General features: G+C 63.4%; 11 protein-coding genes. 6 read left to right on the top strand and 5 right to left on the bottom strand.

All coding sequences use genetic code 11. From position 1 onward, the window contains the following. Positions 1 to 73: 73 nt before the first annotated feature. Together HX774_RS11960 and HX774_RS11955 are read left to right on the top strand one after the other, a co-directional pair. The gene (locus tag HX774_RS11960) at positions 74 to 2,572 is read left to right on the top strand and encodes a helicase-related protein (RefSeq protein ID WP_178827047.1); all 2,499 of its coding nucleotides are present in this window, start codon (positions 74 to 76) and stop codon (positions 2,570 to 2,572) included. Next, the gene (locus tag HX774_RS11955) at positions 2,569 to 2,871 is read left to right on the top strand and encodes an RNA-binding S4 domain-containing protein (RefSeq protein ID WP_178827044.1); all 303 of its coding nucleotides are present in this window, start codon (positions 2,569 to 2,571) and stop codon (positions 2,869 to 2,871) included. The genes HX774_RS11960 and HX774_RS11955 overlap by 4 nt, the downstream gene beginning before the upstream one ends. A gap of 150 nt (positions 2,872 to 3,021) precedes the next feature. On the opposite strand, the gene HX774_RS11950 is transcribed toward HX774_RS11955, so the two are convergent. Further along, a complete protein-coding gene (locus HX774_RS11950; protein WP_178827042.1) occupies positions 3,022 to 3,654 on the bottom strand; it encodes a YceI family protein in 633 nt (210 codons plus the stop codon). 171 nt (positions 3,655 to 3,825) lie between these two features. Between HX774_RS11950 and fdxA the strand changes: the two genes are divergently transcribed. Next, positions 3,826 to 4,167, top strand: a complete 342-nt coding sequence (gene fdxA / locus HX774_RS11945) for a ferredoxin FdxA (protein ID WP_178827040.1) — start codon at positions 3,826 to 3,828, stop codon at positions 4,165 to 4,167. A 312-nt stretch (positions 4,168 to 4,479) separates the two neighbouring features. Beyond that, positions 4,480 to 5,040, top strand: a complete 561-nt coding sequence (locus tag HX774_RS11940) for a CarD family transcriptional regulator (RefSeq protein ID WP_105564399.1) — start codon at positions 4,480 to 4,482, stop codon at positions 5,038 to 5,040. Between the two features lie 70 nt (positions 5,041 to 5,110). On the opposite strand, the gene HX774_RS11935 is transcribed toward HX774_RS11940, so the two are convergent. Then, positions 5,111 to 7,927, bottom strand: a complete 2,817-nt coding sequence (locus tag HX774_RS11935; protein WP_178827037.1) for an ankyrin repeat domain-containing protein — start codon at positions 7,925 to 7,927, stop codon at positions 5,111 to 5,113. 95 nt (positions 7,928 to 8,022) lie between these two features. After that, on the bottom strand, positions 8,023 to 8,535 hold the full coding sequence (locus HX774_RS11930; protein ID WP_255500423.1) for a DUF3617 family protein: 513 nt from the start codon (positions 8,533 to 8,535) through the stop codon (positions 8,023 to 8,025). A 216-nt stretch (positions 8,536 to 8,751) separates the two neighbouring features. On the opposite strand from HX774_RS11930, the gene rpmB reads away from it, so the two are divergent. Together rpmB and HX774_RS11920 are read left to right on the top strand one after the other, a co-directional pair. After that, entirely contained in the window at positions 8,752 to 9,048 is a 297-nt protein-coding gene (gene rpmB / locus HX774_RS11925) for a 50S ribosomal protein L28 (protein ID WP_114817922.1), read from the top strand. A gap of 247 nt (positions 9,049 to 9,295) precedes the next feature. Further along, complete coding sequence (locus HX774_RS11920; RefSeq protein ID WP_178827035.1) at positions 9,296 to 10,993, top strand: M1 family metallopeptidase; 1,698 nt, start codon at positions 9,296 to 9,298, stop codon at positions 10,991 to 10,993. Positions 10,994 to 11,142: 149 nt separating this feature from the next. Here HX774_RS11920 and HX774_RS11915 read toward each other — a convergent pair whose 3' ends face one another. Together HX774_RS11915 and HX774_RS11910 are read right to left on the bottom strand one after the other, a co-directional pair. After that, positions 11,143 to 11,655: a hypothetical protein gene (locus tag HX774_RS11915; protein WP_178827033.1), complete on the bottom strand. Its 513-nt coding sequence runs from the start codon at positions 11,653 to 11,655 to the stop codon at positions 11,143 to 11,145. Positions 11,656 to 11,749: 94 nt separating this feature from the next. Next, positions 11,750 to 15,013, bottom strand: coding sequence for a TonB-dependent receptor domain-containing protein (locus HX774_RS11910; protein ID WP_255500422.1), 3,264 nt, complete (start codon positions 15,011 to 15,013; stop codon positions 11,750 to 11,752). Positions 15,014 to 15,054: the final 41 nt, after the last annotated feature.

Raw genomic sequence — 15,054 nt, 5'->3', positions numbered from 1 at the left:
TAGCGACGCGCCGCACCCGGCCCGCCATCGCCGCGCTTGACCCCGGCGCGGAAGTCGCCACCTTCGTCACAGCATGAGTGATCGTTCCGCAGGCTTGGCCCCATCGCGCGTCACGGCGATCCTGGGCCCCACCAACACCGGCAAGACCCACCTGGCGGTCGAGCGGATGCTGGGTCACGCCTCGGGCATGATCGGCCTGCCGCTGCGCCTGCTGGCGCGCGAGATCTATGAGCGGATCGTCAAGCAGCGCGGGGCCGCCGCCGTCGCCCTGATCACCGGCGAGGAGAAGATCGTCCCGCCGCGCCCGGCCTATTTCGTCTGCACCGTCGAGGCCATGCCGCTGGAGCGTCAGGTCGAGTTCCTGGCCGTCGACGAGATCCAGCTGGTCGCCGACCCGGAACGCGGCCACGTCTTCACCCAGCGCCTGCTGCACGCGCGCGGCCGGTTCGAGACCATGTTCCTGGGGGCCGGGACCATGGCCCCGCTGATCCGCGCCCTGGTCCCCGAGGCCGAGATCGTCACGCGCGAACGGCTGTCCACCCTGTCCTACGCCGGATCGAAGAAGCTGACCCGCCTGCCCCGCCGCAGCGCCGTCGTCGCCTTCTCGACCGAGCAGGTCTACGCCATCGCCGAACTGTTGCGCCGTCAGCGCGGCGGGGCCGCCGTGGTCATGGGCAGTCTCAGCCCCCGCACCCGCAACGCCCAGGTCGAGCTGTTCCAGTCGGGCGAGGTGGACTTCCTGGTCGCCACCGACGCCATCGGCATGGGGCTGAACATGGACGTGGACCATGTCGCCTTCGCCGGGCTTCGCAAGTTCGACGGCACGCGCACCCGCTGGCTGCACGCCGCCGAGATCGGCCAGATCGCCGGGCGCGCCGGTCGCCACCTGCGGGACGGCACCTTCGGCGTGACGGGCGAGGCCGAGGAACTGGACGAGGATATCCTCGAACAGGTGGTCAGCCACCGCTTCGATCCGGTCGAGGCCGCCGAATGGCGCCACGGGCGGCTGGACTTCGACACCCTGCCCGACCTGCTGCGCTCGCTGACGGTGTCGCCCGAGCGTTTCGGCCTGCGGCTGACGGCCCAGGCCCTGGACGAGACCCTGCTGCGGCGCTTTGCTTCGGACGAGGACATCAAGAAGATCGCCCGCTCGCGCGGCGCCCTGATGCGGCTGTGGGAGACCTGCCAGCTGCCGGACTTCCAGAAAACCACCCTGGACGAGCACGCCCGCCTGTCGAAGGAGATCTTCACCGCCCTGACCAGCCGTCGCGGTCGCCTGACCGAGGACTGGGTCGCCCCGCGCTTCAACGATCTGGACCGCGACGACGGCCAGATCGACCAGCTGTCGGCGCGCCTGGCCGGGGTGCGGACCCTGGCCTATATCGCCAACCGCCCGGACTGGATGGATCAGGCGCAAGGGTGGCGGGACAAGACCAAGGCGCTGGAGGAACGGCTCAGCGACGTATTGCACGAACGGCTGACCGCCCGCTTCGTCGACCGGCGCACCACGGCCCTGATGCGGGCGCTGAACGTGCGCTCCGACACCGTGGCGGGCGTGGCCGACGACGGCGAGGTGACGGTCGAGGGCGAGGTGGTCGGTCATCTGGAGGGGGTCCACTTCACCCCCGACGCAGGCGGCTCGGCCCTCGCCGACCGGGCGCTGCGACAGGCCGCGACCCGCGCTGTCGGACCCGAGATCGCCCGGCGCCTAGGCAAGCTGGCGGCGGAGGCCGACGAAGCCTTCAGCCTCATTCCCAACCCGCGTTCAGGCGGCGGCGATGTGCTGTGGCAGGGCGCCTTGACGGCCCGGATCATCAACGACGATCCCTTCGCCCCGCGCGTGCGGCTGCTGGGCGATCTCGGCCCGGCCCCGGCGCGCGAGCGGGCCCAGCGGCGCATCGAGGCCTGGCTGACGGCCGAGGCCGGGCGCGCCCTTCGCGACCTTCGTCGCCTGCGACAGGCGCTCGACAACGGCAGCCTGACCGGCCTGCCGCGGGGCCTGGCCTTCCGCCTGATCGAGGCGGGCGGCGTCATCCCCCGCGCCGAGGTCGAACGCGATCTGGCCGCGCTCAGCCAGCACGAGCGACGCACGGTTAAAACCTTTGCGATCAGAGTCGGCGCCCACTCCGTCTGGCTGCCCGGCGCGCTCAAACCCCGCGCCCGACTGCTGGCCCAAGCCTTTGTCGTCGAGCCTTTCCGTCCCAGCGGAGAGGCCCTGTCGCCCCTGCCATCGCTGTCGCCCTCGCCCCGCGCGCTGTCAGCCTTCGGGCGTCGCGCCGTCGGATCGTGGAGCACGCCGGTGGAGGCGCTGGAACGCTTCGCTGACCTGTCACGCGCGGCGGGCAAGGCGCCGCTGCTGGAGGAGGGCCTGGCCGAACTGGGCTGGACCGCCGAACAGGCCCGCGCCGTGCAGGCCGCCCTGCGCCTGCCCCGCTCCGACAAGGCGGCACGCCCCGGCCAGTCCGCCCCGCCGCCCAAGGACTCGCCCTTCGCCGCCTTGGCTCAGTTGACCCAGCCGCCCGCGCCTCCCCGCCGCCAGCGCCGCCCGAGGCGCAAGGCCGCCTCCGCGTGACCCCCGCCGCCAGAGGCGAGGACAGCTGCCGTATCGACCTGTGGCTGTGGCGCGCCCGCTTCGCCAGGACCCGCAGCGTCGCCGCCTCAATGGTCCAGCGCGGCCTGATCCGCCTGACCCACCACGGCGTCCAGACCCGCCTCGACAAGCCCAGCCGCAGCGTCCATCCCGGCGACGACCTCCTGTTCGCGCAAGGGGGCCGGCTGATCACCGTACGCGTGCTCTACCTAGGCGAAAGGCGCGGCCCTCCCGAGGAAGCCCGCGCCCTTTATGCGACGCTCGACGCGCCGGAGACCTGACCTCTTTCCTCCCTGTCGCGCAGCGATGGGGAGGTGGATCGACGCCGAAGGCGACGAGACGGAGGGGGCGTCTCGACGGCTGAAGTTTGCGTCGCCCCCTCCACCACTTCGTGGTCCCCCTCCCCATGGAATGGGGAGGAAAGAAGCCCTCTACGGCTTGACGAACTCGCCTTCGATGTGCAGTTCCACCTCATCGCCCAGGGCCGGCAGGCCGAAGGTGATGCCGAAGTCCGAGCGCTTGATCTTGGCCTCGCCGTCAAACCCGGCCTTGTAGCCGCCGCGCGTCTGGCCCGCCTGGTTGAACTCGACCTCCATGGTCACCGGCTTGGTCACCCCGCGCAGGGTGAGTTCGCCATAGACCATGGCTTCGTTCGGCTCCGACGGATCAACGACGATGCGGGTCGAGCGGAAGGTGGCGACCGGATGATTGGCGGTGTCGAAGAAGTCGGCCGTCTGCAGGTGCTTGTTCAGCCCGTCCGAGTTGGAATCCACCTCGGTCAGCGGAATGGTCGCCGTCAGGCTGCTGGCGGAAGGGTTGGCCGGGTCCAGCTTCAACTCGGCCTGAACATTGACGAACTGGCCATAATATTTCGAGAAGCCCAGATGATCGACCGACCAGGTGATCTTGCCGTGGGCGGAATCCAGCTTGTAGTCGCCGGCCTGAACCTCGGACGGGACCTTGGTCAGGGCGGCCTGGGCGACGACGGCGCCCCCGGCCAGAAGGCTGAGAGCGACAGCCCCCGCGCCGACACGAACGACTGCGGAACGAGCGACGAAACGCATGGGCGAACCTCCTTTTTGAACGATGATCTTCAACCGTATGGGATGCAGACGCGCCTCGAGCCCGTCAAGCTTCTCGCATCGCTGAACAGCGCCCTCGGTTGACACTTGGTTCCGACGGGGCCATTTGCCCGCCCTCGACCCTGATTGCGCCAGAGAGCCCGCCCGACCGCCATGACCTACATCGTCACCGACGCCTGCGTGAAATGTAAGTTCATGGACTGTGTCGAGGTCTGTCCGGTGGACTGCTTCTACGAGGGCGAGAACTTCCTGGTCATCGCCCCCGACGAATGCATCGACTGCGGCGTCTGCGAGCCGGAATGCCCCGTCGACGCCATCGTCCCCGACACCGAAGACGAGCCCGACGGCAAGTGGCTGCAGGTCAACGCCGAATACGCCAAGACCTGGCCCAACATCACCGTCAAGGGCACGCCCCCTGCCGACCGCGAACAGTATGAGCGCGAAACCGGCAAGTTCGAGAAATACTTCAGCCCCAAACCCGGCAAGGGCTCCTAAGTTCTGGACACAATCCGGTCACAAAGTGCCGGAACCGCTCAGTCGTCCTGTGGATGTTTTGAGATTTCCTAATTTTATGATAGGTTCCTCCCTATTCGAAACGGGCGGTTCCGCAGTCATGCGCGCCGCCCGCGTTTGCGACAGTCCCCCGCCGAACAGGCGGGGTCGGCCAGAGGTTCGGTGATCCGCTTTCGTTTCTGATGTGTGACCTGACGACCCAACCGACGGGACCAGTTTCCGGCGGCGGGGTTGTTTTCGACCATCAGCTGCGTTCAGCGCTTCGCTTCGCCCCTGTTCCGGGAAAGGAATGACATGACGAGCAAGACCGGTCTGGAATTCAAGGTTGGCGATGCGGTGGTCTATCCCGCCCATGGCGTCGGCAAGGTCGCCGCGATCGAGACTCAGGAAGTCGCCGGCATGTCGCTGGAAGTCTACGTCGTGACCTTCGACCACGAGAAGATGACCCTGCGCGTCCCGACCAAGAAGGCCAAGACCGCCGGCCTGCGCACCCTGGCCGCCGACGACACCGTCACCAAGGCCCTGACCACGCTGAAGGGCCGCGCCCGCGTCAAGCGCACCATGTGGTCGCGTCGCGCCCAGGAATATGAAGCCAAGATCAACTCGGGCGACCTGATCTCGATCGCCGAAGTGGTCCGCGACCTGCACCGCGCCGACACCCAGCCGGAACAGTCCTATTCGGAGCGCCAGCTCTACGAATCGGCCCTGGACCGCATGGCCCGCGAAGTCGCCGCCGCCAACCGCATCGACAAGGACGCCGCCGTCGCCCTGCTGGCCAAGTCGCTGAGCGCCAAGAAGCCGGTCCCGACCGCCGCCGAACTGGCCGCCGCCGAGGCCGAGGCCGAAGCCGCCTGATCCCAAGCGACCGACTGGTACGACAAAGGCCCGGCGGAAACGCCGGGCCTTTTTCTTTGGGCAAAGCTCTCTAGAGAACCTCGCCCTGGACCAGATCCAGGTCCTCTTCTTCACGACGCGTCTGCTTTCGAGCTTGATCAGCCGCAGGTGCGACTTCGCTGGCCGGCCGTCCGCCCAACCGCTTCAACGCTTCTAGATTGGCCTGGCGACCATAGGCCTCGGCGACATCGACAGCGGTTTGACCCAGTGTATTGATCTCATTGACGTCCATGCCGCCTTCCCGCACCAGAATTTCGGCTACCCGCGCATCCGCGCAGGATACGGCGAAGGCGTGGATCGGCGGCCAGTGGGTGTACGCATTGGCGGCGTAGGATCGCGTCAGGCCGCTGGCCAGCAACAGGCGCGCCGTCGATGGCTTGCAGGGCGTTCCCAGCGACGTGAGATTGCTCCAAATACGCTCGGGCTGCTTGGCCTTGGACAGGTCCAGTCCATTGTCGAGCAAGACCTGAAGGCCGTCGTTATAGCCGCTGTAAACCCCGCTGGCGAAAGCCTGCTCCAGGCTTTGCGGCCCCTCCACGCGCGCTGCCTCGGCGACCAGCAGCCGGAAGGCTTCAAAGTTGCGATCCACTGCGCGATTGGGTAGGCCCTCGTTATCAATCGAGGCCCCTCGCTCAAAAGAACTGTCGCGCAGTCCTGGCGGCGGATTGCCGAAATTGGCTATGCTGGACGCCAGCGCCGCAGCGTGGCGTGCGCCCGCGTCCGACAAGGCCCGCAGCATGACCGCATCGCCGCGCTCGGCGGCGCGGACCAGCAAGGAAGGATCTGATTTCCGCGTCGATCCATAGTCATTGGCCGCCATGGCCGCATCCGCCGCAAGCTTCAACGGTCCGTCGTAGGCCGCCTTGTCCCGGTGCGGGATATAGGGCGGGACAGGGTCTGCGCCACGATCAAGCAACCTCCGCACCATGGACGTCGCGCCCTTATCGACCGCCACCGCCAACTGGGTGGCCTTGCCCCTCTCCCGCAGGTCAGCCGCATCCGCCGTCAGCCGCTCAAACGTCGGTTCGTCGCCGCCCCGGATCGCCGCCTGCAACTGAAGCCGGCGCTCGCCGGCGGCGGATACACAACCCAGCAGGGCCTCCACATCGCCCGCACGCGCCGATTCTGCACAGCCGCGCAGAGCGTCGACCGACAACAGGTTCAGGTCCGCGCCATAGTCCCACAGGAAGGCCAGCGCCTCCGTACGACCGCCCTCGGCCGCCGCGCGCCAGACGCCCTCCTCCGCCGCCGACCGCGCTGCGCCGCCGCCCCGGGCCAGCACATAGCGCGCGACCAGATCGGGACGAGCCTCGAACAGGGCGTCCAGCACCCCCTCCCGTCCCCCGACCTGACGTCCTGCATGGGGCAGCAGTCGCTCAACCGTCGCCTCATCGCGGGCCGTCGCCGCCTGCAGGAAAGCGGCCGACAACTCGCCGCTCCCGTCGATCGCGTCCAGCCCGCCTTCGGCGCTCGCCTGGTGCTCCAGAAGATCAAAGGCGCCGGCCTTGATCAGCAGCCCGGCCCATGAGCATCCATTGTTCAGACGCGGATCCGGCGGCCCATCATAAGGTCCATAGCGACAGACACCCGGTGCCCCCTTCATGGAAGCTCCCGCCGCGATCAGCCGCCTCGCCAGATCCGCCTTGTTGCGGCTGAGCGCCAGAGCCAGCGGCGGCGATGCTTCCACATCCTCGGACGGCTCCGGGTCGGGATCGGCGCCCGCATCCAGCAACGCTACGGCCATCGCCTCGTCGTTCCTGCTCATCGCCCATTCGAGCGGCGTCAGGCCCAGGATGTCCCGGCCGTTGATATCCTGCCCGACGGGAACCTCGGTCAACCGCGCTGTATCGCCGCTGCGCACGGCCTGCCCCCAGTTCCTCACCGGCCCGGCGTAGTTGGCCTCGGGCTTGACCAGCCCCTCGGCGCAGACATCGGCAAAGGGGAAGGCGGAATCCCCCGCCAGAGCGCGGTTGTAGGCGGCGATGAAGGCGACCGAAGCGGCAGTATGTTCGCCATCGCCCGGCATGATCACGTCCTGATTGACGTGCCACTTGCCGATCTGCTCGCGGTTCCAGCGCAGACAGTTGACACCGGGCAGCGACCAGCCGGTCGGCATGGGGCCTATGTGGTTGAAGGAGCCCAATCGGAAGTCGCCGCGCGCGGCGGCAGCTCGCGCCTCCTGCGCCGGATCCCGCGCGTTCAACCGCGCCACTTTTTGCGCCAGGACGCGGCACCGCTGATCGTCGTCATCGCAAGACGGCAGGGGTCGATCGCCCCAAGGCTTGGATTCGTCCCAGAGTTCGCTCAGGACGCCGAGACGCTCCGCTCCGCCACAGGCCTGCTGCGCTTCAGCCTGCGCGCTCTCATATTTCTCGAATCCATCCGGTTCATCCATCAGGGCGTCCAGCAGGGTCAGGTCGCCGCCCTGTCGGGTCTTCAGGATCGAAACACAGGCCTCGGTCTCGCTGATCATCCGCCGAACCTGACCATCGCCCGGCAGGTTGAGCAGCGCCGTCCGTCCCGGGGCGCCGTTGATGCCGGGAATATACTGGGTGATGGTGATGGGCGCCGCGCGGGCCGTCGCCTTGCGCTTCAACTCAGCGGCCGCGGCGGCATCGACCGACACGCCCCGCAAGCCTTCAGCCTTGATAATAGACAGAGCCAGCAGCGCCGTCGTGTCGCCCCCCGCGGCCTGCCGATCCAGGTCATCCAGACGCGCGGAAAACGCTCTGATCAGAGGGTCAGCCCCGACGCCCCCCTCAACAGGCGCAACCGCCACCGCTCCGCACCCCGCCGCCGCGAGCGCGCCCGATGACACGACCAGCACACGCAAACCCTTGATACGCATCGCTGCGCCCCTCCCTACCCGTTCGCCCCTTTCTAGCAGTCAAGCTGGAGCACCGTGCAGGTCAAATAACGCAGTCTGGCGTTGAGGCCAGATCCTCAGAAATACTCGGCGCCCGCCGGGCACTGGGCCGCCACACGTCGCGCGGTGATACTGGCGGGTATATAGGGGGTGCCGCGCAGCAGCTGGGCGCCGCCGTTGAAGCGGAAGCTTTCGGGCTGATAGGTCCCGTTCAGGCGCACGTTGACGCGACGGCCCTTCTTGTCCTGACAGGTCCCCTCGAAGCGAGCATTGCCGTTGCCGACCTCACGCGTCGAATAGGTGCACTTCCAGCGGTTGGTCGACAGCCCGCCGAAGAAGCGGTTGATCTCGCTGGGGCGGACGCACTTGGTTTCGGTGTCGCGGCTGCCCAGGGCGCTGGTGGTGTATTCCCAATAGCCGGGCAGGACCGGCGGCGCAGCCGCCGTCTGGGCCTGGGGCGCGGCGGCGGGCGCGGCCAGCATGACGGCGCCGGCGACGACGGGCGCGGCCACGGCCAGAACACGGCTCAGCGCGGGGGCGAACGAAACAGGCAGCGTCTTCATGGGCGGCAGCTTCCAATGGGTCTTCATGCGATACTCTATATAGCAGGTCGTTGAACGCCGGCTGAACGAAGGCGATCCCTCGGCGGTCATGCGGTTCTATCCCCGGCATGACTCGACTCCAGCCTTGACGGCCCGCGAGTCATTCATCTATACGGCCACCTCTCTCGCAGGGGTCCGCCCGCTGCGAACACCTGTTTCATGCGTCCGCTCACGTATCGCGGATGTGACCTTGAGGATCTTAAGATGTCGCGTCGTTGCGAACTCACGGGTATCGGCCCGATGGTCGGCCACAATGTGAGCCACTCGAACATCAAGACCAAGCGCCGCTTCCTGCCGTCGCTGAAGACGGTCAAGCTGGCCTCGGACTCGCTGGGCCAGACCTTCTCCCTGCGTATCTCGAACGCCGCCCTGCGCACGCTCGACTACAAGGGCGGCCTGGACGTCTTCATCGTCAAGGCTCGCGACGAAAAGCTGTCGACCGCCGCCCTGCGCATCAAGCGTCAGGTCAAGGCCAAGCTTGCTGAGCAAGCCGCCGCCTAATCAGGCGTCGTCTGACCAGATTTGAAGAGGCCGGTGGAAACACCGGCCTTTTTCTTTACCTGCTTCTCTCCGTCATCCCGGAAACGGCGAAGCCGTTATCCGGGACCCAGACGTCGGACCAAGCCCGCACGCCTGACATCCTGTCGTCACCGCCTGGGTCCTGCTACGCGGCCTGGGATGACGGCCAAGGGTTGCGGCGCGGCTCTGCCCCGCTACGGTCACTGCGACATCTGCCGGAGCCGAAGCCTTGCGCCTGACTGCCGCCCTCTGCCTGACCACCGCCCTACTCAGCGCCCCAGCGCTTGCACAGGAAGCCGCACCGGCTCGCGATTCGACGCCCTTCACCCTGTCCAGCGGCACGCCCCGCACGTCAGAACAACTGGCCCTGCGTTTCGACAAGGCCGACCTGTCGTTCAGGCTGCTGCCCGAGACCCAGTCGATCGAAGGCGTCGCCGTCCTCGACTTCACCGCCAACGCCCCGGCATCCGCCGTGGTCGTCGAGCTGGACGCCCTGTTCACCATCGCCGCCATCAGCGTGGACGGCCAGTCCATTACCAACTGGTCCAACCCCGAGGGCCGCCTGACCATCCCCCTGGCCCAGCCCCTGTCGGTCGGCCAGACCGCCTCCGTCCGCATCGCCTACTCCGGTCGTCCCCATCAGGCCAAACGCGCGCCCTGGGACGGCGGCTTCGTCTGGACCACCACGCCCGACGGCCAGCCGTGGATCGCCAGCGCCGTGCAAGGCGAGGGCTGCGACCTGTTCTGGCCCTGCGTCGACCACCCCCAGGGCGAGCCGGACCGCGTCGACCTGCACATCACCGTCCCGTCCGACCTCAGCGCCCCCGCCAACGGCCGCTTCCTGGGCAAGACCGACAACGGCGACGGCACGACCACTTGGAACTGGACCGCGCGCCAGCCCGACACCTACGCCATCAGCCTGAACGTCGGCCCCTTCGTCGAGATGGCCGCCGACTACCCCAGCCGATTCGGCAACACCGTGCCCCTGCGCTTCTGGCGCCTGACCTCGACCGATCCGGCCAAGGCCGCCGCCCTGTTCGCCGAATTCCCCAAACAGCTCGACTTCTATGAAGCGACCATCGGCCCCTTCCCCTTCGGCGACGAGAAGATGGGCGTGGTCGAGACCCCGCACCTGGGCATGGAGCACCAGACCATCAACGCCTACGGCAACGGCTACAAGCTGGACGGCAAGGGCTACGACTGGCTGCTGCAGCACGAGTTGGCGCACGAATGGTTCGGCAATCAACTGACCAACGCCGACTGGGACGACATGTGGCTGCACGAAGGCTTCGGCAGCTATATGCAGCCCCTCTACGCCCGCTGGCTGAACGGCGAACGGGCCATGCAGTCAGAGCTGCAGACCATGCGGCTGACGCTCGCCAACCGCTTCCCCATGGTGTCGGGCCGGCCGCAGGACGCGGGCACGGTCTATAACGGCGAAACCGGGCCGGGGCTGGACCTCTATTACAAGGGCGCCCTGATCGCCCACACCCTGCGCCTCTACATCGGCGACGACGCCTTCTACGAATCCTTGCGCCGCCTGGTGTACGGGCGCCCCGACCCCAAGCCCGGCAACTTCGCGCCGCGCTACGCCACGACGCCGGAGTTCATCGCCATCGTCAACGCCGTGACCGGCCGCGACCTCGGCTGGTTCTTCGACGCCTATCTCTATCAGGCCGCCCTGCCCGATCTGGTCATGACCCGCGACGGCGACCGCGTGACCCTGGAGTGGAAGACCGGCGCCGCCCGCCCCTTCCCCCTGCCCGTCGAGGTCGAGGTGGACGGCCAGACCCGCACCCTGCCCATGACCGACGGCCGCGCGACCTTCATCGCGCCCGCCAGCGCCCACATCCTGCTAGACCCAGGCTCAAAGCTGCTGCGGCGGCTGGAATACCTAGAGCGCTGGAAGGCGTCGCAGGCCGGGTGAACGGCTTCAAGAAAAATGGCCGGGCGACATGCGCCCGGCCAAGTCGGAACGTGGAAACGTTCGGGAAGTATACACAAGCGTAGTGGAGAACTACGCCTCACCAGAAATAAGAAACGGGTCCATATAGTAACAGTATGGACCCGCTCATATTAGGTCACATCCAGAGGCGCCGGATCCGTCACCGGGTCAACATAGAGAAGACCGTCAACCTCGCAGGTAGCAGGCGATCCGGGAATATAGGTGATCGCCGGCACGTCGATGGTCTGATTGACGATATCAAACTGAACGCCGCTCAGCACACCCGTGCAATTCCCGCCCACAGCAATGACATCAACATAAATATCAAGGACGGCAGAAACGCCAGGCGTGCTCGACACCACAGTCACCGGCCAGGAGAAATTCTGCGGATAAATAGCCGATCCGCAAAGGAAGAAGCCTGGAGCAAAGGTACCACCAGTAATAGTCCCGGACCCAGAGCCATCAATATCAAGCGTCAATTGCACATCGCAAGGAACTGCCGAAGGCAAAGTCTGACGAAGATTCAATGTACCAGAAAGAGACCACGTACTCGTAGCCGGAGTAAACGATTGAGCGCTAGCAGCAGAAACGCCCGCAACGGAAATCAATGCAACGGAAGACAGAACGCTAAGTAGCTTTTTCATAAACCTTCTCCGTTGATCAGACTAAACACAATAGTTTAGCTATATTAAACTGATATCAAATTACGTATTAGTCAAATTTATTTTATGATTAACATCAGAATCTCTTCGTAAGAGAGACTCCAAACAACCTTGGATCAAGCGTGAATACGTTTGTTGTAAGCATAGTATCATCACTATTTGTGAACGCATCAACGATAGGCGAGTCATCAAATACGTTTTTGACGTATGCGCTTAATACAAAATTGCTCTCCATATTTTCTATAGATAAAGACAGATTAACGTTGTCCCAGGATTCAAGCTTGTCGTATTCCGTGTTGTATATACGGAAATAGCTTTCCGCCTGCCTGTAGTAATCCCCTCTCAGGGTTGCATCAAAACTACCAAGTTGCCATGTGTACTGGGCCCCAAGGCTAGCGGTCCACCGCGGCGCATTCGGCAGCTCGTTCCCGCCTAAATCAACATCAAAGCCTCGCCCGCCATTCGGCGCATCTCTCAATGGATTATAGTCGATGCCGAACATCTGCCAGTAACGTGGACCTTTACCGAAACTCGGATCGAACGAACCCAGTCTTTCTGTAGCTCCACATAGCAGCTGCATAGCCTGGAACTTCACGCCCTCAGTTTGGAAGGCGTTCGTCATAATTTTTTCGACGTGCTTTACGGGAGCAATGCAGTTTGAAGGAACCTGAAGCCACGGACGAACAAGCATCCAATCCGCATTGCCTTGCGTCCTATTCATGACATCAATCGACGTTTCCCCGTCGTCAATTTTTGTTTTTAAGTACCCGACATTTGCATCAACCCTGAAGCTGGGAGTTATATTGTAGGTTAATTCAAACTCGAGCCCCATGCTTTTCGCATCGAAGTTCTCATTCAGGGATATACGATCAACAATTTGCGAAACTTGATAGTCGCTGTAGTCATAGTAGAAAGCCGTCGCGTTGAGACGCATTTTTTCGTCAAATAGATTTGTTTTCAAACCAACCTCAAATGCATCAACATACTCAGGCTCGAACGTCGAGGCGAGCGGTTGATACTGAACTACGCGAGGGTCCAGCCCTGGACGCGGAGGGTTCGACCCACCCCCCTTATACCCCCGGGCATATGAGGCGTAGGCCATGACATTATCTGATGGCTTCCAGTCTAGGACCAATCGCCCTGTAACCGCACCCCAGGACTGAACAACATCAGGAGACGCCGGCAATCCTCGAACCACGCTGCCGCCCGTCAGATATCCGTATCCATAAAGATCGCTAGAGCCGAGCAAGAGCTGGGTCGGATATGGCGTAGACGTCTTTTTGTCGTCGGTATACCGAAGCCCCAAGGTCAAACTCAGATCATCGGAAATATCTAAGTAACCCTCACCAAAAATGCCCCATGAACGCGTAGAAACGACATTTTTACTGCGAAAATAGTTATGGCCATCGCCAGCTATGGATTCAATAGGAGAATAATCAACATAAACACATTCAGATTTACTTCCGTCCAAACATTTTGTCGTTATTTTTGCCCCGTTAGATGCGGAAGCACTATTATAGTTATACTCAGCTATCAATGAGAATAAATTATTGAATACATAGTAATCATCTTGTGTATCAAATTTTAGATAATTTGCACCTAGATTAAAATTGAATCTACCATCTAAATTAGATTGAATACGAATTTCTTGGTAAAACTGTTCATTCTTAGATTTGCTTATATCAGCAGACAACATTCCTTGGGATGGGCCAAGCTGAGGATCTGTATAGACACCACCCGGAGAAGCCAACGAGTCGCCAATAGGCCTGCGCCGGTTATCATACAAATTTCTACTGTCATTGAAAATATCATTTGACGGGTAACGCATATAGTCCTGCGTAGACCAAAAGTAATCTTTTGCATAAGCCGTCTGAGACGTGATCTTAATGCTGTGCGTTAAATCAAACACGGCATTCATTTGATAGACATCATTATTTACGACGAACCTCGGATCATAGGCCGTCGCTATCTCTCTCAAATCCTTAGATTGAACGACTCCAGCATAAGGATTCGTACCAATATCAACCGCAAGGACAGTCGCCGTAGTCCTCGGGCCAGTAAGGATTTGCCCATAGACGACCGAACCGGCCGCGACGACCTGGGCCATGCCCATTCCGTTCGGCGTGCCATAGGCGGCATCGGTAAAGAGCGAACGCGGCAGGCAGCCCTGGCTCAGCCGCCCCTGCAACTCCGGGTTCGTGATCTTATAGGACCCGATCTGCGTCGGGCCCGGATCGGTCGTGCAGAGCTGCTTTCCCGTGCGAGAACGGTTGTCGTCTTCACCGAAATGCTCCCAGATCAGATTGACATTGAACCGATCGCTGGGCTCCCAAGCCGCTGACAGACGCGTGGAATAGAGATCACGCCCATTCACCCGGGTATCCTTGAAGGTGTTGTGATCAAATCCTTCCCGCTTGGTCAGGCTCGCCGCCGCCCGCACCCAAAAGGTGTCAGCCAAAGGTATGTTGACCATCATCTGGCCGCGCATGGATCCAAAATTGCCCGCTTCGGCTTTCAACATCGCGTCGAAGTCCGGGCCGGGCAGGTTGGGGATCATGTTGACCACGCCCGCCGTGGCGTTTCGGCCATAGAGTGTCCCCTGAGGTCCGCGCAGCACTTCGACGCGGTTCACATCAAGGTATTCCTGCTCGAACAAACGGTTTCGGATCAACGGGGTGTTGTTGAAGCTGACCGCCACGGCCGGATCAGATGAGGCGGAAACCGCCTTGGTCCCGATCCCGCGGATCGAGAAGTTGTACATGCTGAAATTGGCCTTGGAGAAACTGACGTTCGGGATCGCCCGCAGCAGTTCCGAGCCGCCCTCGATCTTCATCGCGTCCAGGGTTTCCGCCGAGAAGGCCGAGACGGCGATGGGCACGTCCTGGATGGATTCCTCACGCTTCTGGGCGGTGACGATGATGTCTCCGACGGTCGTCGCTTCTTGCCCCCCGTCCTGGCCGGACGGTCGAAGGTCGTTTCCCCCGGCGTCCCCCTGTCCCACGCGCACCAGGCGAACAGCGTTGGGGCCGGCGAACTCGGCCTTCAGCCCGGTCCCGGCCAGCAGGCGATCCAGAGCCTCGCCCACAGGCAGTTCGCCAGACACGGCCGCGCCGCGCTGGCCCGCGGTCAGGGATTGGTCGGCGGCGATGGAAATTCCGGCCTGACGTCCGAATTCCAGCAAGCTCTGCGACAGCGAGGCCGAGCGAATATTGAACGACGCCACCGCAGATTGGGACGCCGCGCCCGCAGGCATGGCCGCCGCAATCATCAGGGCGGCGCACCCTGCCCCCGCAAGCATACGCAGACGTGGAAAACGAACATACGAAGACCGCAACATCATCAGCCCCTCCCTCCCAAGAGATTCTTGTTTTGGGGGTTAGA

Origin of the sequence: Brevundimonas sp. P7753 (assembly GCF_013386595.1) — a bacterium.
Taxonomy (GTDB): Bacteria; Pseudomonadota; Alphaproteobacteria; order Caulobacterales; family Caulobacteraceae; genus Brevundimonas; species Brevundimonas bullata.
This window is presented reverse-complemented; position numbering and strand designations above follow the sequence as displayed.